Source organism: Brevibacterium album DSM 18261 (assembly GCF_000426445.1).
Lineage (GTDB): Bacteria > Actinomycetota > Actinomycetes > Actinomycetales > Brevibacteriaceae > Brevibacterium > Brevibacterium album.
Genome location: NZ_AUFJ01000010.1, coordinates 197,638 through 220,587, shown reverse-complemented (window position 1 = coordinate 220,587; position 22,950 = coordinate 197,638). Strand labels below are relative to the sequence as shown.

Genomic DNA, 22,950 nt, shown 5'->3' with positions numbered 1-22,950 from the left:
GGGTGCGCGCACGGGCGCGGCCGGCGGACGCACGAGAGCACGCACACAGAACCGCACGCAGGGACCCGGGGAGGGGGAGGACGATGTCGAGGACGCCGGCGCGCCGCCGGAGGTGGCGCCTGTCCGCGAAGGGGCGCATCCGCATCCTCGCGGTGTGCTCGATCCTCGTCCTGGGCGTCGTGGTCGGCAATCTCGTGGCGATCCAGGGCATCGACACCCGGCAGGCCGCCGCCCAGGCCCTCGAGGGACGCCTCGTCACGGTCGCGCTGCCGGCCGACAGGGGGGAGATCCAGGCCGCCGACGGCACGCTCCTGGCCGGCAACGCCGCCCGCTACCGCCTCGTGGTCGATCAGCAGAACGTGGCCGGCTACGAGAAGCGGCCCCCGGGCGCACCGGAGGACGCCGAGCGCGAGCTCGTGGGCGCCTGGGGGGCTGCGCAGGACCTCGCCGGTCCGCTCGACACGGAGCCCGGCCTCCTCTTCGGCGAGCTCGAGGGCGAGGCCCGCTGGAACGTGGTCGCCACCGGGCTCACGAGCGAGGTGCGCGAGGAGATCGACGCGCTCGGCATCCGGGGCATTACCTTCGAGGAGTACTCCATCCGCTCCTATCCGGCAGGCGGCGTCGCCGGCAGCCTCGTGGGCTTCGTGGGCTCGGACGGCGCGGCGCTGGCCGGCCTCGAGCTCTCCCACGACGAGATGCTGCGCGGCACGGACGGGGAGCAGCAGTACGAGCGCGGCCTGCGCGGCGAACGGATCCCGCTGGGCGATTCGAGCACCACCCCGGCCGAGGACGGCACGGGGGTCCGGCTCAGCATCGACTCCACCCTGCAGCACTATGCGCAGTCGGCCGCGGGCGAGGCGGTGAGGAAGCACGATGCGGAATGGGGTTCGATCGTCATCATGGACGTGCGGACCGGACGGCTGCTCGCCGCGGCCGAGTCCCCCAGCGTGGATCCCAACGATCCGGGCGGGGTCGATGCCGTCGACCGCGGTTCGCGGGTGTTCAGCGCGGCCTTCGAGCCCGGCTCCACGGCGAAGATGGTGACGGTCGCGGGGCTCGTCGAGGAGGGCCTCGCGGGACCCGAGGACGAATTCGTGGTGCCGGACAAGTGGAAGGCGTCCAACGACGAGGAGTTCCGCGATTCGAGTCCCCACGAGGACCAGAACCTCACCCTCGCGGGCATCCTCGCGGAGTCCTCGAACACCGGCACGCTCATGGCCGGCGAGAAGCTCACCCCGGCTCAGCGCCACGAGTACCTCGACCGCTTCGGCTTCGGCCGGCCCTCAGGAATCGGCTTCCCGGGCGAGAACTCCGGCATCCTGCACCCCGTCGAGGAGTGGGACGGGCGCACCGCCTACACCGTCATGTTCGGCCAGGGCATGTCCGCCAACGCCATCCAGACCACGGCGGCGATGGCCGCGATCGGCAACGGCGGCGTGCTGCCCGAGCCCCAGCTCGTGGACGGCACCGTCGACTCCGCCGGGCGGTACACCCCGGCCCGGCGCGAGCCGGGGCGCAGGGTCGTGTCCGAGGACACCGCGGCCACCGTGCTGGACATGCTCGAGCACGTCGTGGTCGACGGGACCGCCGGCAACGCCGAGATCGGCGGCTACCGGGCCGCGGGCAAGACCGGCACCGCCCAGGCTCCCTCGGACACCGGCGGCTATGAGGGCTATACTGCCTCCTTCGTGGGAGTCGCCCCCGTGGACGATCCCCGGATCGCGGTCTCCGTGACCCTGCAGCGGCCCACCGAGGGCTACTACGGCGGCACCTCCGCCGCTCCCGTCTTCTCCGATGTCGCCGGTTTCGCCCTCAGGCACCTCCATGTGCCGCCGTCCACCGGGAAGCCCTCGGACACCCGCGTGGAATGGGAGGACTGAGACCCGCCCCTTCCGCCCGCCCCCGACGATAGGAAACGATGAGACTCTCCCAGCTGCGCCTGCCGCCCGCCTCCCGCCTCAGCGGCGGGGGGGACCCGGAGATCACCGGCGTCTCGCACGACTCCCGCACCGCAGGCCCCGGCGACCTCTGGGCCGCGCTGCCGGGCGCCCGGGTGCACGGCGCGGAGTTCGCCGCCGAGGTGCTCTCCCGCGGGGTCTCGGCGGTGCTCACGGACGAGGCCGGGCTCGAGCGGATGCGGGCGCTCGCGGCACGGCACCTCGAAGCGGGCGAGGTCGCGGTCATCGTCGCAGAGCACCCGCGCGCGGTCCTCGGGGACCTCGCCGCGCAGGTCTTCGGCACCGAGGCCCATCCGGACGAGCCCCTCCTGCTCGGGGTGACGGGAACCAACGGCAAGACCACCACCGTCTTCATCCTCGACGCGCTGCTGCGGGCCCTCGGCCGCACGACGGGCCTCATCGGCACGGTCGCGACCGAGGTCGCCGGAGTCTCCGTGCCCAGCGTGCGGACCACACCGGAGGCCCCCGAGCTCCACGGCCTCTTCGCGCAGATGCGCGCAGCCGGCGTCGAGGCGTGCTCGATGGAGGTCTCCTCACATGCACTGGCCCAGCACCGGGTGGACGGGGCGCACTTCGCGTCCGTCGGCTTCACCAACCTCAGCCGGGACCACCTCGACTTCCACCCGACGATGGAGGACTACTTCGCGGCGAAGGCGGAGCTGTTCACCCCCGGCCGCGCGCGGACGGGCGTCGTCGTGGTCGAAGACGAATGGGGCGCGCGCATGGCGGCCGCGGCCCGCGTGCCCGTCCGCACGCTCTCCGAGGACCCCGCGGTCCGGCCCGACCACCTGCTCGTGCGCGAGGCCGAGCCCGGACGCTTCCGCCTCCGGCTGTCCGACGGCGCGGTGATCCGCGCGACGGCGCCGCTGCCGGGCGCGTTCAATGTGACCAACACCGCGCTCGCGCTCGCGATGCTGCACGCCGCCGGCGAGTCCGCGGACGCGCTCGAGCGCGCGGCCGCGGGCCTCACCGTCACGGTGCCCGGGCGCATGGAGCGGGTGAGCGCGGCGGCCCCCCTCGCCGTCGTCGACTACTCCCACACTCCCGATGCCCTCGACAAGGTCCTCGCGGGCCTCGACGGCACGGGGGATCCGCTCGTGGTGGTCATGGGCGCAGGGGGCGACCGCGATCGCGAGAAGCGCCCGCACATGGGCCGGGCGGCGGCCCGCCGTGCGGATGTGGTGATCGTCACCGATGACAACCCCCGCTCCGAGGACCCGGCGGAGATCCGCGCGGCCGTGCTCGCCGGCGCCCGCGAGGCGCTGGCCGACGGCACCGCGCGGGCCCGGCCCGAATCCGTGCGCGAGTGCGCGCCCCGCGGGGCCGCCATCGAGCTCGGCGTGCGCCTGGCCGGTGCCGGCGGCACGCTCCTCGTGGCGGGCAAGGGCCATGAGACGGGCCAGGAGATCGCCGGCACGGTGCACCCCTTCGACGACCGCGCGCGGACACGCGATGCGCTCACCTCAGAGGGCCGGTTCCCGGCCCACGGTAGAGTTCAGGATTGATATGAAGGCATTCTCCGCTCAAGACATCGCCCAGGCTCTCTCCGGCGAGCTGTACGGCACAGACCCGGATCTCGTGCTCTCCGCCGGGGTCACCACCGACTCGCGGGAGGTGGGACCGGGCGACATCTACGTCGCGCGCCGCGGCGAGCAGGCGGACGGCCTGGACTTCGCTCCCGCCGCCATCGAACAGGGCGCGGCGCTCATCATCGCCGAGGCGGTGCCCTCCGTCGACGGCCGGCACCTGCCGACGCTGCTGGTGCCCGATGCGACCGAGGCGCTCGGCCGGCTCGCCGGACTCAGCGTCGAGGCGCTGCGGGCCGAGGGCGCTCTCACCGTCATCGCGATCACGGGCTCCGCGGGCAAGACGACCGTCAAGGACCTCGCCGCTGACCTGCTCTCAGCGGTGGGGGAGACGGTGTGGCCGCCCAATTCGTACAACAACGAGGTGGGCGTCCCGCTCACGGCGCTGCGTGCCGTCGAGTCGACGCGCTTCCTCGTGCTCGAGATGGGCGCGCGGTCGATCGGCAACCTCGCCTATCTCACCTCCCTCGTGCGCCCGGACGTCGCGGTCGAGCTCATGGTCGGAACGGCGCACTCGGGGGTGTTCGGCTCCATCGAGAACACGGCGCGGGCCAAGGCCGAGCTCGTCCAGGCTCTGGCGCCCGGAGGCACCGCCGTCCTCAACGCCGACGACCCGCGGGTGCGGGAGATGACCGGGGTGCTCGCCGACGGCGTGGACGTCGTCTGGTTCTCGGCCTCCGGGCGCGGCGAGGTCGCAGGCTCGGACGCTCCCGTCGTGAGCGCGGCCGATGTGCGCGTCGGCGCCTCGGGCCGGCCCAGCTTCGATCTCTCGCTGCCGGGGGAGGAGCCCGTGCGGGTGGACCTCGCGCTCCTGGGCGAGCACCATGTGCCCAACGCGCTGGCCGCCGCCGCCGTGGCCCATGTGTGCGGGGCGAGCGGGAAGACGGTCGTCACGACCCTGCGCACCTCCTCGGCCGCGAGCCGCTGGCGCATGGAGCTCGTCGACTCGCCCAGCGGCGTCACGGTGCTCAACGACGCCTACAACGCGAACCCCGACTCCATGCGGCAGGCGCTCAAGACGCTCGCGGCGATGGGCCGCGGCGACGAGGAGAACCCGCCGCGCCGCACCTTCGCCGTCATCGGGGAGATGCTGGAGCTCGGCGAGGACTCCCGCCAGGCCCACGCGGACGTGGGCGAGCTCGTGGTGCGCCTCAACATCAGCCGGACCATCGTGGTGGGCGAGGGCGCGCGCCCCGTCTTCCAGGCCGCCGAGCTCGAGGGATCCTGGGGCAACGAGGCGGTCTTCGTGCCGACCGTGGCCGATGCCCGCGATGTCCTGCGCGCGGAGCTGCGTCCCGGCGACATCGTGCTCTTCAAGTCCTCGCGGGATGCCGGTCTGCGCTTCCTGGGCGATGAGATCGCGGGGGTGAGCCAGAGCGCATGATCGCCGTCATCCTGGCAGCGGTGCTGTCGCTGACCATCGCACTCGTGGGCACGCCGCTCTTCATCCGGGTCCTCGTGGCCCGCGGCTACGGCCAGTTCATCCGCGACGACGGGCCCAAGTCCCATGCCACCAAGCGGGGCACGCCGACGATGGGCGGCGTCGTCATCATCGGCGCCGCGGTCCTGGGGTATGCCCTCGGCCACCTCTTCACGGGCTCGGCCCCGACGCCGTCCGGGCTCCTCGTGCTGTGGCTCGTCGTGGGCCTCGGCGCGATCGGCTTCCTCGACGACTACATCAAGGTCTCCAAGCAGCGCTCCCTCGGACTGCGGCCGGGCGGCAAGATCCTCGGCCAGGGCTTCGTGGGCATCAGCTTCGCGGTGCTCGCGCTCCTGTTCCCGAACGAGGACGGGCTCACCCCCGCCTCGACCGCGATCTCCTTCGTGCGCGATCTCCCGCTCGACCTCGCCTTCGCGGGCACGGGCATCGGCTTCGTGCTCTTCATCGTCTGGGCCAACCTCATCGTCACGGCCGTGTCCAACGCCGTGAACCTCACGGACGGCCTCGACGGGCTCGCCGCGGGCTCGGCCGCCGTGGCCTTCGCCGGCTACATCGTCATCACGCTGTGGCAGTCCGTGCAGAACTGCGGCCTGCAGACGACCCCCGGCGCCGGCTGCTACGAGGTGCGCGATCCCCGCGACCTCGCGATGGTGGGGGCGGCGATGGCCGCGGCCTGCCTCGGCTTCCTGTGGTGGAACACCTCCCCGGCCAAGATCTTCATGGGCGACACCGGCTCGCTGGCCCTCGGCGGCGCCTTCGCCGGCCTGGCCATCATGTCCCGCACGGAGCTCCTGCTGGTCGTCCTCGGCGGCCTGTTCGTCGTCATCACCCTCTCCGTCATCATCCAGGTGGCCTCGTTCAAGCTCACGGGGAAGCGGGTGTTCCGGATGGCGCCGCTGCAGCACCACTTCGAGCTCAGGGGCTGGGCCGAGGTCACGATCGTCGTCCGCTTCTGGATCATCGCGCTGCTGTGCGTGATCGGCGCGGTCGCGATCTTCTACGCGGAATGGCTGTCCCACATTGACTGAGACGATCCCGCCCCTGGACTACCCTGACGCAGCGCGCATCCCGGCCGCGCTGGCCGGGCCGACGTCCTCGCTCGCCGGACTGCGCGTGCTCGTCACCGGTCTGGGCGTGAGCGGCTTCCCCGCCGCGGTGCACCTGGCCGAGCGCGGTGCGGCCGTGACTGTCGTCGACGGCGATGCCGAGCGGGACGAGCGCGAGCGCGAGCAGATCCTGTCCGTCTTCGACGTCGACATCCGGCGCGGAGCGGAGCACGCTGCGGCGCTTCCGCAGCCCGCCGGCGGCGGGGCGTTCGACCTCGTCGTCACCTCGCCCGGCTGGCGGCCGGACTCACCCGTGCTCGCCGGTGCCCGCGCCGCCGGCATCCCCGTCATCGGCGAGGTGGAGCTGGCCTGGCGCGTGCGCGGGGCCAATGATGCGCGGTGGCTCGTCGTCACCGGCACCAACGGGAAGACGACGACGACCTCGATGCTCGCGGCCATGCTGCGCGCCGGCGGCCTGCGGGCGCGGGCGTGCGGCAACATCGGCGATCCCCTGCTCGAGGCGGTGCTGGACCCGGAGCTCGATGTGCTCGCGATCGAGCTCTCGAGCTTCCAGCTCCACTGGGAGCTGTCGATGGGCGCGCACGCCGCCGTCGTCCTCAACCTCGCCGACGACCACCTCGACTGGCACGGCGGCGCGGACGCCTATCGCGCCGACAAGGGCCGGGCCTATCACGGGGTGGAGAGGGCGTGCGTCTACAACGTCGACGACCCCGCCACCCGCGCCCTCGTTGAAGCCGCGGACGTCGTGCCCGGCGCACGCGCGGTGGGCTTCACCCTCGGGACCCCCGGGCCGGGCGAGTTCGGCCTCGTCGGGGAGCTGCTCGTGGACCGCGCCTTCATCCCCGCCCGCTACTCCGCGGCCGCGGAGATCGCCGAGACCGCCGATGTCGCCGCCGCGGTGGGCGCGGCCGAGGCGGGACCGCATCACCTCGCCGATGCGCTGGCCGCGGCCGCGCTCGCGCGCTCGGTGGGCGTGGAGCCGCTCGCGGTGCGCGAGGGGCTGCGCGCCCATGCCCCGGGCGCGCACCGCTCGACCCTCGTGGCCGAGGAGGGGGGCGTGTCCTGGATCGACGACTCGAAGGCGACGAACCCCCACGCCGCCGCGGCCGCGCTCGCGGCCCACGACTCCGTCGTGTGGATCGCCGGCGGCCTGCTCAAGGGTGCGGACGTCTCCGGGCTCGTGGCGCAGGCGGCCGACCGCCTGCGCGCCGTCGTGCTCATCGGGGCCGACCGCAGCGCCCTCCGCGCGGCACTCGCCGCGCACGCACCCGAGGTGCCCGTCGCCGAGGTCGAACCGCAGGCCGGCGCCGGGGCCGGTCTCCCGGCCGAGCGGCGCGGGGCGGACATCGCGGCCGCGGCCGTGGCCCGGGCGTCCGACCTCGCCCGCCCCGGCGATGCGGTCGTCCTCGCCCCGGCGGCGGCGAGCATGGATCAGTTCCTCAGCTACGCCACGCGCGGCGAGCTCTTCGCCGAGGCCGTCCGCGCCCGGATCGCTCCCGAGCCGTGAGCAGCGGAGCCGGTGTGAAGGAGCGCGGAGCGGGCGGCGCCGAGCGGCTTGCGCCGCTGGCCGGACTGCGCAGCGCCCTGGCCAATCCGGCGGCGGACTATGTGCTCATCGTCTCCAGCGTGCTCGCGCTGACGGTCTTCGGCCTCATCATGGTGCTCTCGGCCTCCTCGATCACCGCCTACCGGGGAGGCGAGGGCTCCTCCTACGGGCTGTTCGCCCGGCAGGCGGTGTTCGCGCTCGCGGGCGGGCTGCTGGCCCTCGGCCTGTCCCGGGTGCCCGCGGGCTGGTGGCGGCCGCTGTCCTGGGTCCTGTTCCTCGGGGCGCTGGCGCTGCAGGCCGTCACCCTCACGCCGCTGGGGGTCGAGGTCAACGGCAACCAGAACTGGGTGGGCACGGAGAGCCTGCGCGTGCAGCCCTCCGAGTTCCTCAAGATCGGGCTGGCGGTCTGGCTGGCCGCGGTGCTCACCCGGTCCGGTGCGCGCGAACGCCCCTGGGCCACGTGGGGGCTCGCGCTCACCGGCTTCGCCGCCGCAGGCGGGCTCATCATGGCAGGCGGCGACCTCGGGACCGCGCTCATCGTCTTCGCGCTCTTCATCGGCGCGCTCTTCGTCGCGGATCTGCCGGTGCTCGCGACCCTGGGCACCGTGGTCGCCGGCGCCGGTGCCGCAGCCCTGTTCGTCGTCACGAGCGCCAACCGCATGCGGCGGATCAACGCCCTTCTGGCCGGCCACGAGGAGGCGGGCACGGACGGCTACCTCGATGCGCACTGGCAGTCCGCCCACGGCACCTACGCCCTGGCCTCGGGCGGCTGGTTCGGCGTGGGACTGGGGGCGAGCCGGGAGAAGTGGGCCTGGCTGCCCGAGGCCCACAACGACTTCATCTTCGCGATCATCGGCGAGGAGCTCGGACTGCTCGGGTCCCTCATCGTGCTCGCGCTGTTCGCCGTCCTCGGTGCTGGCCTCATTCGGACCGCGCTGCGCACCTCGCAGCCGTTCACCAGGATCGTGCTGGCCGCGACCTTCATGTGGCTCATCGGCCAGGCCGCGGTGAACATCGCGGTCGTCGCGAACCTCCTGCCCGTCATCGGCGTGCCCCTGCCCTTCGTCTCGTACGGGGGCTCGGCGCTCACTGCCAACCTCGTCATGATCGGCGTGATCCTGTCGCTCATCCGCGCGGAGCCCGGGGTGGCTGAGGCGCTGCGGCTGCGCGGCAGACGATCCCCGAACCCCCCGACCCGCACACCCAAGGAGACCCCGTCACCATGAGCCTGTCCGCACTGCTGGCCGGCGGCGGTACCGCCGGCCACGTCTCGCCCCTGCTGGCGATCGCCGATGACATCCGCTTCCAGGACCCGGAGGCGAGGATCGCCGTGCTCGGCACCCCGGAGGGCCTCGAGACCCGGCTGGTGCCGGCCGCCGGCCTCGAACTGCTCACGATCGACAAGGTCCCCATGCCCCGCAGGCCGAATGCGGACGCGCTGCGCTTCCCCGGCCGCTTCCGCCGGGCGGTCCGCGACGTCGCGCGGCTGCTCGACGAGCGCAGCGTCGACGTCGTGATCGGCGTGGGCGGCTACGTCTCGACGCCGGCCTACCTCGCGGCGCGGAGGACCGGCACGCCGATCGTCGTGCACGAGGCGAACGCCCGGCCGGGGCTGGCCAACCGCGTGGGCGCCGCCCTCACGAGCCCGGAGCACGTCGGCTACTGCTTCGCGGGCACGCCGCTCAAGGGCGCGCAGGTGGGCATGCCCATGCGGACGGCGATCGAGGCGATCGACCGCGATGAGCCGGCGCAGCGCCGGGCCGCGGCCGAGGCGCTGGGACTCGATCCCGCGCGCACGACCCTCGTCGTCACCGGTGGCTCGCTGGGCGCGGCCGCGATCAACGCCGCGATGCTCGGCGCGATGGGCGAACTCGACGCCGCAGGCGTCCAGGTCCTCCACATCACGGGCGCGGGCAAGGGGGAGGAGCTGGCCGCAGCGGCGGCGGCGTTCGACCACTATCACGTGCGCGACTACGTGGACGGGATGGAGAACGCGTATCTCGCCGCGGACCTCCTCGTGTGCCGGGCCGGCGCCGGCACCGTCGCCGAGGTCTCCGTCGCCTGGGTGCCCGCGCTCTTCGTGCCGCTGCCCATCGGCAACGGCGAGCAGAAGCTCAATGCCGCGGGCTCCGTCGAGGCCGGGGCCTCCCTCATGGTCGACGATGCGGAGTTCACCGCCGACTACGTGCGCGAGACGGTGCTGCCGCTCGTCACGGACCCGCAGAGGCTGAGGGCGATGGAGGCGGCCGCCGAGCGCATGCGCTTCCCGGCGACCGCCGCGCGCACCGTCGCGGAGACCGCCTTCCGCGCGGCCGGCGTGCCGCACCCCGGCCGGGAGTACGGACCGGACAGATGGACCAAGCACGAGCGGTTCTACCGCACAGGTGAGGAGACCGCATGACCAGCGAACAGAACACCGCCTCCCTCGCACGCACCCTCCTCCCGGCCGACGAGCTGGGACGCGTGCACTTCATCGGCATCGGGGGCGCGGGGATGTCCGGCATCGCCCGGGTCATGCTCGCCCGCGGGATGCGCGTGAGCGGCAGCGACGCCCGCGACTCCGCCGTCGTCACCGGCCTGCGCGCGCTCGGCGCGAGCGTCGGCATCGGGCACGAGGCGGCCGCGGTGGAGGGCGCGGACACCGTCGTGGTGTCCTCGGCGATCCGCCAGGACAACCCGGAGCTCGCCGCGGCCCGGGAGCGGGGGCTGCGGATCATCCACCGCTCCGCCGCGCTCGGCTCCCTCATGGTGGGCCGCCGCACGCTCGCGGTCGCCGGCACGCACGGGAAGACGACGACGACCTCGATGGCGACGGTGGCGCTGCAGGCCTGCGCGGCCGATCCCTCCTTCGTCATCGGGGGAGTGCTGACCGCCACGGGCGCCAACGCCCACGAGGGCTCGGGCGATGTCTTCGTCGCCGAGGCCGATGAGTCGGACGGCTCGTTCCTCCTCTACGAGCCCGCAGTGGGGATCGTGACCAACGTCGAGGCCGACCACCTCGACCACTACGGCTCCGCCGAGGCCGTCACGGCGGCCTTCGAGGCCTTCGCCGACCGGCTGCGCGAGTCCGGCGGGACGCTCGTGGCCTGTCTCGACGATCCAGGTGCGGCCGGGATCGCGGGGCATGCGGTGGCCGCGGGCGCCGAGGTCGTGGGCTACGGCTTCAGCGCCGGCGCCCGGACGGACATGCGGACGGCTCGGATCGTGCCCGCGGCGGCGGGGGAAGGGGCGGCCGAGGGCACGGGGGCCCAGCGCTTCACGATCGAACTCCGCGGCCCGGCGGCCGCGGACGGTGCCGCGGAGCCCTCGGAGGTGCGTGCCGTCCCGGTCGAGCTGCAGCAGCCGGGGAACTACAACGCCTGCAATGCGGCTGCTGCGGTGGTGGCGGCCGAGGCCCTGGGCCTCGACCCCGCCGCCGCGGCCGCGGGGCTCGCCGGGTTCCACGGCACGCGCCGCCGCTTCGAGCTCAAGGGCCAGGCCGCGGGCGTGCGCGTGTACGACGACTACGCGCACCATCCCACCGAGCTCACGGCCGTCCTCACCGCGGCCCGCGACGTCGTGTCGCCCGGCGGCCGGGTCCACGCCGTGTTCCAGCCCCATCTGTTCTCCCGCACCCAGAACTTCAGGCGGGAGTTCGGCGAGGCGCTCGGACTCGCCGACGAGGTGCTCGTCCTCGACGTCTACCCGGCCCGAGAGGATCCCGTGCCGGGGGTGACCGGGGCGATCGTGGCCGCTGAGGTGCCGCACGCGCACACGGTGTTCCTGCCCGCATTCACGGATGTCGTCCCCCATCTCCTCGACCGGGTGCGGCCCGGCGACGTCGTGCTCACGATCGGCGCGGGAGACGTCACGGTGCTCGGCGCGGAGATCGTCGAGGCGCTGGAGCGGGTGTGAGCACCGCCGCCGGCGAGCCGGGCCCGGCGGGGGATCTCACCGCGCGCCTGGCGCAGCGGCACCGGAGCCGGCTGCTGCGGTGGCTCGTGGCCGCAGGCTGCGTGCTCGTCCTGCTGGTGCTCGCCGGCCTCGCCTGGTTCTCGCCCCTGCTCAGGGTCGAGGCGGTCGAGGTGACCGGTGGCGGGATCACGGACCCGCAGGCGGTGGCGGCGGACGCCGAGGCCGCCTCCCTCGGCGTCCCGCTGCCGCAGATCCGGACCGGCGCGCTCGGCGAGGAGCTGACGGCGGGGCATCCCACGGCGGCGGGGATCACGGTGTCCTACTCCGGCCCGCGCAGCCTCGCGGTGAGCATCGAGGACAGGGTCCCCGTCATCGCGGTGGTGAGCGGGGCCGCGGCGCAGAGATATGATGCCCACGGTGAGCTCATCGACACGGTGCCCGCCGGTGAGGCCGGCCGAGCGGGGCTCCCGGAGCTGACGGTCTCGGGCGGCGCGGACCCCTCGGCCGCGGCGGTGCAGGCGGCCGCGCTCGTCGCGGGCCTCGGCTCGGAGCTGCCCGGGGAGATCACGGAGCTGCGGGCCGCGGGCGCTTCGGGCACCCTCACGGCGGCCGTCGCACTCGAGGGGACGGAGGCGGAGGTCGTGTTCGGGACCGCCGAGGACGCCCAGCGCAAGGCCCGCATCGCCGCCCTCATCCTCGCCGAGGGCGCCGAGCGGGTCGACGTGTCCGTCCCGGATGCGCCGGCGGCCGGCTGAGACCGCCGGCGCGCGCCGCGGACGGCCCGGGCCGGCGGGTGAGAAGAACACGAACGACACACCAGACCTCGTCGTTGCGCGGAGGCCCTTTGGGCAATAGCGTCGGGGCAGACAAGACATACGCCCATCATTGAGGGTCGAAAGAGGAGCCGACGTGGCTGAATTCCAGAGCTCAGGAGCAGACATCAAGGTCGCCGGCTGCGGCGGCGGCGGTGTGAATGCGGTCCAGCGGATGATCGAGGTGGGCCTGCGCGGCGTCGAGTTCATCGCGATCAACACCGATGCCCAGGCGCTGCTGCTCTCGGAGGCCGATCTCAAGCTGGAGATCGGACGCGAGCTCACCCGCGGCCTCGGTGCCGGCGCGGACCCGGAGATCGGACGGAAGGCGGCCGAGGACTCCGAGGACTCGATCCGCGAGGCCCTCGACGGCGCGGACATGGTGTTCGTGACCGCGGGGGAGGGCGGCGGCACCGGCACGGGCGCGGCCCCCGTCGTCGCGCGCATCGCCAAGGGCCTCGGCGCGCTCACGATCGGCGTGGTCACCCGCCCCTTCACCTTCGAGGGCCGCAGGCGCTCGGCACAGGCCGAGGCCGGCATCCGCGCGCTGCGCGAAGAGGTCGACACCCTCATCGTCATCCCCAACGACCGGCTGCTGTCGATCTCGGACCGCAACGTCTCCGTGCTCGAGGCCTTCAACTCGGCGGACGAGGTGCTGCGCTCGGGCGTGCAGGGCATCACGGACGTCATCGCGGTGCCGGGCATCATCAACCTCGACTTCGCGGACGTGAAGTCCGTCATGCAGGGTGCGGGCACCGCGCTCATGGGGATCGGCTCCGCGACCGGCGACGACCGCGCGGTCCAGGCGGCGGAGGCCGCGATCGCCTCGCCCCTGCTCGAGGCGAGCATCGAGGGCGCCCACGGCGTCCTGTTCTACGTGCAGGGCGGCTCCGACCTCGGCCTCTTCGAGGTCAACGAGGCGGCGCGGCTCGTGCAGGAGGCCGCGCACCCGGAGGCGAACATCATCTTCGGCGCCGTCATCGACGACAACCTCGGCGACGAGTGCCGCATCACCGTCATCGCGGCCGGCTTCGACGTGCCGGAGTCGGACAGCGCAGAGCCGTTCCAGGCGCGGCGCGAGCAGCCTGCCGCGCTGCCGGCAGAGGAGCCCGCGCAGGCGGCCGAGGCGGAGGCCGCGCCGGTCGCACAGCCGGCCTCCGCCGTGCCTGCGGGTCCGCGGCCCGTCCGCGACCTGCCGCAGTCGCTGCCCGAGGAGAAGCCCTCGCGGTACGACCACTCGGACCTCGACATCCCCGAGTTCCTCCAGTGAGCTCCCGCCCGGCCGGCGGGACAGGGCCGTGCTGCTGAACCGCTTCACCCTCGCTCCCGGTCGCGGGAGCGGGGGCCGGCGCGCGCACATCGCGGTCACCGACCGCCGCGGCGGCTACAGCACGGGCGCGCACGGCTCCCTCAACCTCGCCCGGCACGTCGGCGACGACCCGGCGGCGGTGGCCGCCAACCGGAGCCTCGTGGGCCAGGCGCTGGGTCTTGCCCGCCTGTCCTATGTCTCCCAGGTGCACGGGACCGACGTCCACGAGGTGGACGCGGCGGAGGCCGCCTCCCTCACGGCGCAGGGCGCGGAGGAGGAGACGGCGGTGCGCGCAGACGCCCAGGTCACCGGAGTGCCGGGCGTGGGGCTCGCGATCCTCGTCGCGGACTGCACGCCGGTGATGCTCGCGGACCCGGACGCCGGCGTCGTGGGCGTCGCGCATGCCGGCCGCCGCGGGATGGCCGACGGCGTGGTCCCCGCCGTGGTCGCCGCGATGCGGGATCTGGGCGCGGACCGCATCCGCGCCGTCATCGGCCCCTCGGTCTCGCCGCGGCACTACGAGGTGCCGGCCGCGCTCCGGGAGGAGGTCGCCGTCGCAGAGCCGGTCACGGCCTCCGTCTCGGCCTCCGGCACGCCCGCCCTCGACGTCGCGGCCGGGGTCGCCGAGCAGCTGCACCGGGCGGGCGCCGAGCTCGTCCACTGGTCCCCCCTGTGCACCTTCGCCTCGGAGGAGCTCTTCTCCTATCGGCGCGAGGCCGTGACCGGCCGCTTCGCCGGGATCGTGTGGCTGGGAGCCTGAGCGCGACACGCCCCGTGCGCCTGAGGTCCCGGACTGCGGGACTCGGGTAGCTTTGCAGGCACAGGGGATTCCGCGCGGGACGGTCCGCGCGGGCACGTGCCCGGGAGACGAGATGTCAGGAGACGAGATGTCAGCAATGCGCAAGTTCGCCAGCTACCTCGGCTTCGTCGAGGACGAGGACGAGCTGCGTCCCGTCCGCGAGGAGCCGCGCCCGCAGCCCGAGTACGCGGAGTACGAGGACGACTACGCCGAGGCGGACACCTACGTCGGAGAGCCGGAGATGCACGAAGAGACCCCCGCGGCGACCGTGTCGCCCATCCGCACCTCCGTCCGCTCGGTCGAGAGCGCGCGCCCGGAGGGCCTGCACACCATCCGCACGATCCACCCCCGCAGCTACAACGACGCCAAGGTGATCGGCCAGGCCTTCCGCGACGGCGTCCCGGTTATCATGGATCTGTCCGCAATGGACGATGCGAACTCCAAGCGCCTCGTGGACTTCTCCGCGGGTCTGATCTTCGGTCTGCACGGATCGATCGAGAAGATCACCGGGAACGTCTTCCTGCTGAGCCCGGAGCAGGTGACGGTGACCGCGGAGGCGGACGCGGGGCAGGACGAGCAGGCGAGCTTCTTCAACCAGAGCTGAGGCCCGCCGCCGTCCGGACCGTGAGCGCGTCCCGTGCGGATGTCCCTCGCCAATCCTGATCGAAAGCGGTGCACGTGCTCAGCACACTGTTCTACCTCGCAGGCTATCTGCTCACCCTGTACGTCTGGGTTCTGCTCGCCAGGGTGGTGCTGGACCTCATCCAGGTCTTCTCCCGCGACTGGCGGCCCACCGGCTTCCTGCTGGTCGTCTGTGAGATCGTCTACACGCTCACCGACCCGCCCGTCATGCTGGTGCGCAAGGTGATCCCGCCGCTGCGCCTGGGCGGCATCGCGCTGGACCTGGGCTTCATCGTCGTGTTCATCGGCGTGCAGTTCCTCGCGAGCCTCCTGTTCAACTTCGCCCGCGTGGCGGCCTGACCAGAGGAAAGATTTCCGGCTCCGGGTGTGCGTTTCGTCTCCGCGCATTGCGCATCCGGCCAAATGATGCGGTATTGTGACATCGAGTCCGGCGCGCCCGGATTGCTGATTTGTTGTCGAGCAAGAGGTTGGCCTCATGGCGCTCACGCCTGAAGACGTAGTGAACAAGCGGTTCCAGCATGTGAAGTTCCGCGACGGATACGACCAGGACGAGGTCGATGACTTCCTGGACGAGGTCGTCGTCGAGCTGCGCCGCCTGTACCAGGAGAACGACGAGCTCAAGCAGAAGCTCTCGAGCGCGGAGGCCCGCGTCGCCGAGCTCGAGGCCGGTGCTCCCGCAGGTGCCCCGGCGCCCGCTCCTGCCGAGGACCCGCAGGCCACCCAGGCGATGCCCGCTGCGGTGCCCGAGGCCGCTCCGGCCTGGGGCGAGCCGCCGGTGCAGCCCGAGGCCCCGGCCTCGCCGCTCGTGGCACCGCAGGCACCGGCCGCGGAGGCGCCTGCCGAGCCGGAGGAGCCCGCAGCTCAGGCACCGGCCGCGATGCCCGGGGGCACCGACTCCCACGGCCTCATCGCACTGGCCCAGCGCGTGCACGACGAGCACGTCGCCGAGGGCGAGCGCAAGCGCGATGAGCTCATCGCCGAGGCCGAGTCGCGTGCAGCGACCATCGTGGGCGAGGCGGAGAAGAAGCGCGATGAGACGCTCACCGCACTCGAGGGCCAGAAGTCCTCGCTCGAGCGCGAGATCGACAAGCTGGAGAACTTCGAGCGCCAGTACCGCACGCGCCTGAAGAGCTACCTCAACGATCAGCTGCGCGATCTGGAGAACTCCGGTTCGCTGGCTCCCGAGACCCTCGGCGGCCACTCGATCTGATCAGCATGTCCGTGCGGCGTCCGCCGCACGGGGTGCGCCACCGCGGCGCGCGGCGGCCTCCCGGTCCCGGCATCCCTCTCGAGGGGTGCCGGGACCTCTCGCTGTGCGGGGCCGCGCGCCACGGCCGCCCTGCGCCTGCGAGTAGACTGTCGGGGCACGCCAAGGACGAAAGGAACTCGATGACCTCTGAGAGCAGGCCTCGCCCGCGGCGGCTTCCCGTGCTGCTGTACTGCATAGCCGCAGGCGTGGTGCTCGCCGACCAGGTCACGAAGCAGATCGCGCTGGCAGTGCTGACCCCCGGGGTCGCCGTGCCGGTCATCGGCCAGCTCGCGGGCTTCCGGCTGTACTTCAACGACGGGGCGGCCTTCGGACTGGGCTCCGGGGCCACATGGGTGTTCACGGTCATCGCCGTCCTCGCCTTCGCTGCGGTGGTCTGGATCTCTCGCCGTCTCGGCTCGCGCACGTGGGCCTGCGCGCTGGGCCTTCTCCTGGGAGGCCTCACGGGCAATCTCATCGACAGGCTGGTCAGGCCGCCGGCGGTGTTCCACGGCGCCGTGGTCGATTTCATCGACCTGTACTTCTTCATCTGCAACATCGCCGACATCGCGATCACGGGCGCCGCGGTGTTCATCGTCGTCACACAGCTGCGGGGCATAGGCCTCGACGGCAGCCGCGAAGGGGCGAGCCCGCCCGCGGGCGCCGAACGGGCATCCGCGCAGCCCACCGCCGCACACGAGGAGGACTCCCGATGACGGTCCGCTCCCTGTTCGTTCCCGAGGGCCTGGAGGGGGAGCGCGTCGACACCGCGCTCTCGCGTGCCCTGGGCCTGTCGCGGTCGAAGGCCGCGGAGATCGCGCAGGCAGGAGGTGTGCTCCAGGACGGCAGCCCCGTGGGCAAGTCCGACCGCGTGATCGCCGGCGCGCGCCTCGACGTCGAGATGCCCGAGCCCGCCAAGCCCCTCGAGATCGTCGCCGAGCCGGTCCCCGGCATGCGGATCCTCCACGAGGACGAGGCGATCATCGTCGTGGACAAGCCCATCGGCGTGGCCGCGCACTCGGCGGCCGGCTGGCACGGGCCCACCGTGATCGGCGGACTCGCCGCCGCGGGCCACCGGATCGCGACCTCGGGCGCGGCCGAGCGGCAGGGGATCGTGCACCGGCTCGACGTCGGGACCTCCGGGGTCATGGTGGTCGCGAAGGGGGAGCGCGCGTACTCCGTGCTCAAGCGCGCGTTCAAGCAGCGGACGGTCGAGAAGACCTATCATGCGCTCGTGCAGGGCCTGCCGGACCCCGTGGTGGGCACGATCGAGGCGCCCATCGGACGCAATCCCCGCAGGGACGGCCTCTACGCGGTGCGCTCCGACGGCAAGCACGCGGTGACGCACTACGAGGTGCTCGAGGCCCACCGGTCGGCGAGCCTCGTCGAGGTCTCGCTGGAGACGGGGCGCACGCATCAGATCCGCGTGCACATGTCCGCGACCAAGCACCCCTGCTGCGGCGACCTGCCCTATGGGGCTGATCCGGTGCTCGCGGGGAGGCTGGGGCTGGAGCGGCAGTGGCTGCACGCGGTCCGGCTGGGCTTCGTCCACCCTGAGTCGGGGGAGTGGGTGGAGTTCGAGAGCGGCTACCCCGATGACCTCGAACACGCGCTTGAGACCCTGCGCGAGGCGCAGGGCTGAGGGGAGAACCGTGAGCGACAGCTTCGTCCACCTGCACACCCACACCGAGTACTCGATGCTCGACGGCGCGGCGCGCCTCGGCGATCTCATGGAGGCCGTCAGCGCCCAGGGCATGCCGGCGCTCGCGACGACGGACCACGGCTATCTGTTCGGCGCCTTCGACTTCTGGTCGCAGGCCACCCAGGCCGGGATCAAGCCGATCATCGGCGTCGAGGCCTATGTCACGCCCGGCACGGCGCGCAACGACAAGACCCGCGTGAAGTGGCGCACGGACGAGTCGCAGAAGCCCGATGACGTCTCCGGCGGCGGCGCGTACACGCACATGACGATCCTCAGCCGGAACAACACCGGCATGCGGAACCTGTTCAGGGCCTCCTCGATCGCCTCCCTCGACTCGGTGTTCGGCAAATGGCCGCGCATCGACCGCGAGCTGCTGGACGCGCATTCCGAGGGTCTCATCGCGACGACCGGGTGCCCCTCCGGCGAGGTGCAGACGCGGCTGCGGCTGGGCCAGTACGAGGAGGCCAAGCGGGCGGCGGGCGAGTACCGGGAGATCTTCGGCGCGGAGAACTACTTCGCGGAGTTCATGGACCACGGCCTGTCCATCGAACGGCGGGTGACGCAGGACCTCCTCCGGCTCGCGAAGGAGCTGGACATCCCGCGGGTCGCGACCAACGACCTCCACTACACGCACGAGTCCGATGCGAAGGCCCACGAGGCGCTGCTCGCGATCCAGTCCGGTTCCAAGCTCATCGAGCCCACCTACGACCAGGGCGGCTCGCGCTTCGCGTTCTCCGGCTCCGGGTACTACCTGAAGTCGGCCGCGGAGATGCGCGCGCTGTTCAAGGAGATGCCGGACGCGTGCGACAACACGCTGCGGATCGCGGACATGTGCGAGGTGTCGTTCGACACCAGCGCCAACTACATGCCGAAGTTCCCCTGCCCGCCGGGCGAGGACGAGACCTCCTGGCTCATCAAGGAGGTCGACAAGGGGCTGCACTACCGCTATCCCGGCGGCATCCCCGACGATGTCCGCAGGCAGGCGGACTACGAGCTCGACATCATCGTCTCGATGGGCTTCCCCGGCTATTTCCTCGTCGTCGCGGACTTCATCAACTGGTCCAAGGACAACGGCATCCGGGTGGGGCCGGGCCGCGGCTCCGGCGCCGGCTCCATGGTCGCCTACGCGATGCGCATCACGGATCTCGATCCGCTCGTCCACGGGCTCTTCTTCGAGCGCTTCCTCAACCCGGACCGCGTGTCCATGCCGGACTTCGACGTGGACTTCGACGATCGCCGCCGCGGCGAGGTCATCGAGTACGTCACGCGCAAGTACGGCTCCGAGTACGTGGCGATGATCGTCACCTACGGCACCATCAAGACGAAGCAGGCGCTCAAGGACTCCGCGCGCGTGCTCGGCAAGCCCTTCAGCATGGGCGAGACCCTGACGAAGGCGCTGCCCCCGGCGGAGATGGCCAAGGACATCCCGCTGGCCAACATCGAGAACCCGGACGCCAAGCGCTACAACGAGGCCGGTGAGTTCCGGGAGCTGCTCGAACGCGATCCCGAGGCCCGCGAGGTCTTCGAGACCGCCAAGGGCCTCGAGGGCCTGAAGCGGCAGTGGGGTGTGCACGCGGCCGGGGTCATCATGTCCTCGGCGCCCATCATCGACGTGATCCCGATCATGCGCCGCTTCCAGGACGGCCAGGTCATCACGCAGTTCGACTACCCGACCTCCGAGGGCCTCGGCCTCATCAAGATGGACTTCCTGGGGCTGCGCAACCTCACGATCATCTCCGATGCCATTGAGAACATCAGAGCCAACCGGGACTTCGATCTCGACCTCGAGCAGCTCTCCCTCGACGACCCCGAGGCATACCGGCTGCTGAGCCGCGGCGACACGCTGGGCGTGTTCCAGCTCGACGGCACCGGCCTGCAGTCGCTGCTGCGCCTCATGCAGCCCGACAACTTCGAGGACATCTCCGCGACGCTGGCCCTCTACCGGCCCGGTCCCATGGGCGCGGACTCGCACACGAACTACGCGCTGCGGAAGAACGGGCGGCAGGAGGTCACGCCCATCCATCCGGAGCTCGAGGAGCCGCTGAAGGACATCCTCGACACCACCTACGGTCTCATCATCTACCAGGAGCAGGTGATGGCGATCGCGCAGAAGGTCGCCGGCTATACGCTCGGCCAGGCCGACATCCTCCGCCGCGCGATGGGCAAGAAGAAGAAGTCCGAGCTGGACAAGCAGCAGGTGGGCTTCTTCGGCGGGATGAAGGAGCGGGGGTACTCCGAGGCCGCCGCGCAGGCGCTGTGGGACATCCTGCTGCCGTTCTCCGACTACGCCTTCAACAAGGCGCACTCCGCGGCCTACGGCGTCGTCTCGTACTGGACGGCCTATCTCAAGGCGCACTATCCGGCCGAGTACATGGCCGCTCTGCTCACCTCGGTGGGCGACAACAAGGACAAGCTCGCGATCTACCTCAACGAGTGCCGCAGGCTGGGCATCACGGTGCTGCCGCCGGACGTCAACGACTCGCACTCGAACTTCACCCCGGTGGGCACGGACATCCGCTTCGGCATGGGAGCGGTGCGCAATGTGGGCCACACCGTCGTCGAGGGCATCGTGGCCGCGCGCGAGGAGAAGGGCGCCTTCACGGGCTTCGCGGACTTCCTCGACAAGGTGCCCGCGCACGTGTGCAACAAGCGCACCATCGAATCGCTCATCAAGGCCGGCGCCTTCGACTCGCTGGGCGATCCCCGGCGGGCGCTCGTGGAGATCCACGAGGAGGCGGTGGACGCCGTCATCGGCGTCAAGCGCCAGGAGGCGCACGGGCAGTTCGACCTGTTCGCCGGCCTCGGAGGCGAGGACGAGTCCGCGCCCTCGTTCTCCGTCCCGGTGCCGGAGCGCCCGGAGTGGGACAAGAAGGAGAAGCTCGCCTTCGAGCGCGAGATGATCGGACTCTACGTCTCCGACCACCCGCTCAACGGCCTGGAGCCCGTGCTCGCAGCCGAGGCCGAGATCTCCATCGCGGACCTCATCGACCCCGAGCGCGGCCGGCCGGACGGGTCCCAGGTGACGATCTGCGGCATGATCACGGCGGTGCAGCGGAAGGTGTCGAAGAAGAACGGGCGGCCCTACGGCATCGTCGAGATCGAGGACCTCGACGCCTCGATCGAGGTGATGTTCTTCGGCGACGCCTACGAGCCGGTCGCGAGTCTGCTGGCGACGGACCTCGTGGTCGCGGTGACCGGCCGGGTGCGCACCTCCGACGACCGGCCGACGACCATGATGGTGCAGTCGATGACCATCCCGGACGTCACGGATCCCGCGGACCGGCCGCTGCACATCACGATGCCGATGGAGCGGTGCACCGAGCCGATCATCGAGCGTCTCGGCCGGATCCTCGAGGGGCACCGGGGGCATGCTGACGTCGAGCTCACCCTCACGCAGCCCGGCCGGCGGACGGTCATGCGGCTGGGCCGGCAGTACCGGGTGGAGCAGGGCCCCAGCCTGTCCGGCGACCTCAAGGCCCTGCTGGGGCCGGCCTGCCTGCGCTGAGACCGGCCGGTCCGAACCCGCGCACCTGACTAGGATGGCGACGTGATTACCCTCTCCAGCACGAACCTCGTGGACCTCCGGGGCTCCCGCCTCGACAAGCGCACGCTGCGCGCACGCCTGCCGCGAGCCGATGCCGATGCCGGCGCGCCGCTCGAGGCCGTGCGCCCCCTGCTCGCGGGCATCCGCACGCGGGGGAGGGCCGCCGTGGCCGAGGCCGCCGCCCGCTTCGACGGTGCCGCACCCGAGCGGTTCCGGGTGCCGGCCGAGGCGCTGGCCTCGGCGCTCGAGGGCCTCGACCCCGCAGTGCGCGCGGCGCTGGAGGAGACGATCCGGCGGGTGCGCGCCGTGGCGCAGGCGGACCTGCCCGGCGCTTCGGTCACGGAGCTCGGGGAGGGGGCGCGCGTGACGACCCGTCACCTGCCCGCCGAACGGGTGGGCCTCTACGTTCCCGGCGGCCGCGCGGTGTACCCCTCCTCCGTCGTGATGAATGCGGTGCCGGCGCAGGTGGCCGGGGTGAGCTCGGTGGCGATCGCCTCGCCGCCGCAGCCGGACACCGGCCTGCCTCACTCCACGGTGCTGGCGGCGGCGGCTCTGCTCGGCGTGGACGAGGTGTGGGCGATCGGCGGCGCGCAGGCGATCGGGGCGCTGGCATACGGCTTCGACGGTCCCTCCGGGGAGGCGCCGGACGTTCCCGGTGCCGATGCGCTCGAGCCCGTGGACATCATCACGGGACCGGGCAACGCCTATGTGGCCGCGGCGAAGGCGCTCGTGCGCGAGCACGTGGGGATCGATGCCGTGGCCGGGCCCACCGAGATCATCGTGCTGGCCGACGGGACCGCCGATCCGGCACTCGTCGCCGCCGACCTCATCAGCCAGGCCGAGCACGATCCGATGGCCGCGGCGGTGCTCGTGACGGCCTCGGAGGCTCTCGCGGTGGCCGTGGACGCGGAGCTGGACGCGCAGCGGCGCAGCGCCCTGCACGCCGAGCGGATCGGGGAGAGCCTCACGGGAGCGCAGTCCGGGATCGTCCTGGTGGACTCGCTCGAGGCCGGGCTCGCGGTCGTCAACGCCTACGCGGGCGAGCACGTCGAGCTCCACGTCGCGGACGCCGCGGCGGTCGCATCCCGCGTGGTCAACGGGGGCGCGGTCTTCGTGGGCCCGCACTCCCCGGTGGCGCTGGGCGACTACATGGCGGGCTCGAACCATGTGCTGCCGACGCTGGGGACCGCGGCCTTCGGCGACTGCCTCGGCGTGCGCTCGTTCCTGCGCGTCAGCCAGGTGATCGAGTACTCGGCCGCGGCACTGGACGAGGTCGCGGAGCGGGTCATCGCGCTCGCAGAGGCCGAGGAGCTGCCCGCGCACGGCGAGGCCGTCCGCCGTCGCGCCGCCGCGCGCACCGCCGCGCCGTCCGCAGCCGATGCCGACGTGAGGGAGGTCTGAACC

The 22,950-nt window shown here is 72.4% G+C and carries 18 protein-coding genes; all 18 read left to right on the top strand.

The annotated features are described in order from the left end of the window. The first annotated feature begins 83 nt into the window (after positions 1 to 83). The 18 genes from K318_RS0105155 to hisD all read left to right on the top strand — a co-directional run bounded on the left by K318_RS0105155 (position 84) and on the right by hisD (position 22,947). Positions 84 to 1,880, top strand: coding sequence for a peptidoglycan D,D-transpeptidase FtsI family protein (locus K318_RS0105155; RefSeq protein ID WP_035280704.1), 1,797 nt, complete (start codon positions 84 to 86; stop codon positions 1,878 to 1,880). 38 nt (positions 1,881 to 1,918) lie between these two features. After that, positions 1,919 to 3,463, top strand: coding sequence for a UDP-N-acetylmuramoyl-L-alanyl-D-glutamate--2,6-diaminopimelate ligase (locus K318_RS0105150; protein WP_029088697.1), 1,545 nt, complete (start codon positions 1,919 to 1,921; stop codon positions 3,461 to 3,463). Between the two features lies 1 nt (position 3,464). Beyond that, on the top strand, positions 3,465 to 4,928 hold the full coding sequence (locus K318_RS0105145; protein ID WP_029088696.1) for a UDP-N-acetylmuramoyl-tripeptide--D-alanyl-D-alanine ligase: 1,464 nt from the start codon (positions 3,465 to 3,467) through the stop codon (positions 4,926 to 4,928). Continuing rightward, positions 4,925 to 6,013: a phospho-N-acetylmuramoyl-pentapeptide-transferase gene (mraY, locus tag K318_RS0105140; protein WP_029088695.1), complete on the top strand. Its 1,089-nt coding sequence runs from the start codon at positions 4,925 to 4,927 to the stop codon at positions 6,011 to 6,013. The genes K318_RS0105145 and mraY overlap by 4 nt, the downstream gene beginning before the upstream one ends. Continuing rightward, a complete protein-coding gene (murD, locus tag K318_RS0105135; protein WP_029088694.1) occupies positions 6,006 to 7,559 on the top strand; it encodes a UDP-N-acetylmuramoyl-L-alanine--D-glutamate ligase in 1,554 nt (517 codons plus the stop codon). Before mraY ends, murD begins: the two co-directional genes overlap by 8 nt. A gap of 14 nt (positions 7,560 to 7,573) precedes the next feature. Further along, positions 7,574 to 8,824 carry a peptidoglycan glycosyltransferase FtsW gene (locus K318_RS19545; protein ID WP_245579769.1) on the top strand — a complete coding sequence of 417 codons (1,251 nt, stop codon included), beginning with the start codon at positions 7,574 to 7,576 and terminating at the stop codon, positions 8,822 to 8,824. Next, complete coding sequence (locus K318_RS0105125; RefSeq protein WP_029088693.1) at positions 8,821 to 9,999, top strand: UDP-N-acetylglucosamine--N-acetylmuramyl-(pentapeptide) pyrophosphoryl-undecaprenol N-acetylglucosamine transferase; 1,179 nt, start codon at positions 8,821 to 8,823, stop codon at positions 9,997 to 9,999. Before K318_RS19545 ends, K318_RS0105125 begins: the two co-directional genes overlap by 4 nt. Beyond that, on the top strand, positions 9,996 to 11,492 hold the full coding sequence (gene murC, locus K318_RS0105120; RefSeq protein ID WP_051297576.1) for a UDP-N-acetylmuramate--L-alanine ligase: 1,497 nt from the start codon (positions 9,996 to 9,998) through the stop codon (positions 11,490 to 11,492). Before K318_RS0105125 ends, murC begins: the two co-directional genes overlap by 4 nt. Beyond that, entirely contained in the window at positions 11,489 to 12,247 is a 759-nt protein-coding gene (locus K318_RS0105115) for a hypothetical protein (protein WP_029088691.1), read from the top strand. Before murC ends, K318_RS0105115 begins: the two co-directional genes overlap by 4 nt. A gap of 154 nt (positions 12,248 to 12,401) precedes the next feature. Continuing rightward, positions 12,402 to 13,574, top strand: a complete 1,173-nt coding sequence (ftsZ, locus tag K318_RS0105110) for a cell division protein FtsZ (RefSeq protein WP_029088690.1) — start codon at positions 12,402 to 12,404, stop codon at positions 13,572 to 13,574. Positions 13,575 to 13,602: 28 nt separating this feature from the next. After that, positions 13,603 to 14,373: a peptidoglycan editing factor PgeF gene (gene pgeF / locus K318_RS0105105; protein ID WP_035280700.1), complete on the top strand. Its 771-nt coding sequence runs from the start codon at positions 13,603 to 13,605 to the stop codon at positions 14,371 to 14,373. Between the two features lie 127 nt (positions 14,374 to 14,500). Continuing rightward, the gene (locus K318_RS0105100; RefSeq protein WP_051297575.1) at positions 14,501 to 15,016 is read left to right on the top strand and encodes a cell division protein SepF; all 516 of its coding nucleotides are present in this window, start codon (positions 14,501 to 14,503) and stop codon (positions 15,014 to 15,016) included. Positions 15,017 to 15,090: 74 nt separating this feature from the next. Beyond that, positions 15,091 to 15,393 carry a YggT family protein gene (locus K318_RS0105095; protein WP_029088687.1) on the top strand — a complete coding sequence of 101 codons (303 nt, stop codon included), beginning with the start codon at positions 15,091 to 15,093 and terminating at the stop codon, positions 15,391 to 15,393. A 136-nt stretch (positions 15,394 to 15,529) separates the two neighbouring features. Beyond that, positions 15,530 to 16,264 (top strand): DivIVA domain-containing protein, encoded by a 735-nt coding sequence (locus tag K318_RS0105090; protein WP_029088686.1) that lies wholly within the window; start codon positions 15,530 to 15,532, stop codon positions 16,262 to 16,264. A 179-nt stretch (positions 16,265 to 16,443) separates the two neighbouring features. Further along, positions 16,444 to 17,016: a signal peptidase II gene (locus K318_RS19540; RefSeq protein ID WP_035280698.1), complete on the top strand. Its 573-nt coding sequence runs from the start codon at positions 16,444 to 16,446 to the stop codon at positions 17,014 to 17,016. Continuing rightward, positions 17,013 to 17,942: an RluA family pseudouridine synthase gene (locus K318_RS0105080; protein WP_029088685.1), complete on the top strand. Its 930-nt coding sequence runs from the start codon at positions 17,013 to 17,015 to the stop codon at positions 17,940 to 17,942. The genes K318_RS19540 and K318_RS0105080 overlap by 4 nt, the downstream gene beginning before the upstream one ends. A gap of 55 nt (positions 17,943 to 17,997) precedes the next feature. Then, positions 17,998 to 21,507 (top strand): DNA polymerase III subunit alpha, encoded by a 3,510-nt coding sequence (gene dnaE / locus K318_RS0105075; protein ID WP_245579797.1) that lies wholly within the window; start codon positions 17,998 to 18,000, stop codon positions 21,505 to 21,507. Positions 21,508 to 21,549: 42 nt separating this feature from the next. Then, positions 21,550 to 22,947 carry a histidinol dehydrogenase gene (gene hisD, locus K318_RS19535; RefSeq protein WP_245579768.1) on the top strand — a complete coding sequence of 466 codons (1,398 nt, stop codon included), beginning with the start codon at positions 21,550 to 21,552 and terminating at the stop codon, positions 22,945 to 22,947. Positions 22,948 to 22,950: the final 3 nt, after the last annotated feature.

Coding starts and splice junctions, on each gene's coding strand:
- K318_RS0105155 (WP_035280704.1), top strand. CDS start 84: ATGTCGAGGACGCCGGCGCGCCGCCGGAGGTGGCGCCTGTCCGCGAAG.
- K318_RS0105150 (WP_029088697.1), top strand. CDS start 1,919: ATGAGACTCTCCCAGCTGCGCCTGCCGCCCGCCTCCCGCCTCAGCGGC.
- K318_RS0105145 (WP_029088696.1), top strand. CDS start 3,465: ATGAAGGCATTCTCCGCTCAAGACATCGCCCAGGCTCTCTCCGGCGAG.
- mraY (WP_029088695.1), top strand. CDS start 4,925: ATGATCGCCGTCATCCTGGCAGCGGTGCTGTCGCTGACCATCGCACTC.
- K318_RS0105125 (WP_029088693.1), top strand. CDS start 8,821: ATGAGCCTGTCCGCACTGCTGGCCGGCGGCGGTACCGCCGGCCACGTC.
- murC (WP_051297576.1), top strand. CDS start 9,996: ATGACCAGCGAACAGAACACCGCCTCCCTCGCACGCACCCTCCTCCCG.
- K318_RS0105100 (WP_051297575.1), top strand. CDS start 14,501: ATGTCAGCAATGCGCAAGTTCGCCAGCTACCTCGGCTTCGTCGAGGAC.
- K318_RS0105090 (WP_029088686.1), top strand. CDS start 15,530: ATGGCGCTCACGCCTGAAGACGTAGTGAACAAGCGGTTCCAGCATGTG.
- K318_RS19540 (WP_035280698.1), top strand. CDS start 16,444: ATGACCTCTGAGAGCAGGCCTCGCCCGCGGCGGCTTCCCGTGCTGCTG.
- K318_RS0105080 (WP_029088685.1), top strand. CDS start 17,013: ATGACGGTCCGCTCCCTGTTCGTTCCCGAGGGCCTGGAGGGGGAGCGC.
- dnaE (WP_245579797.1), top strand. CDS start 17,998: ATGCTCGACGGCGCGGCGCGCCTCGGCGATCTCATGGAGGCCGTCAGC.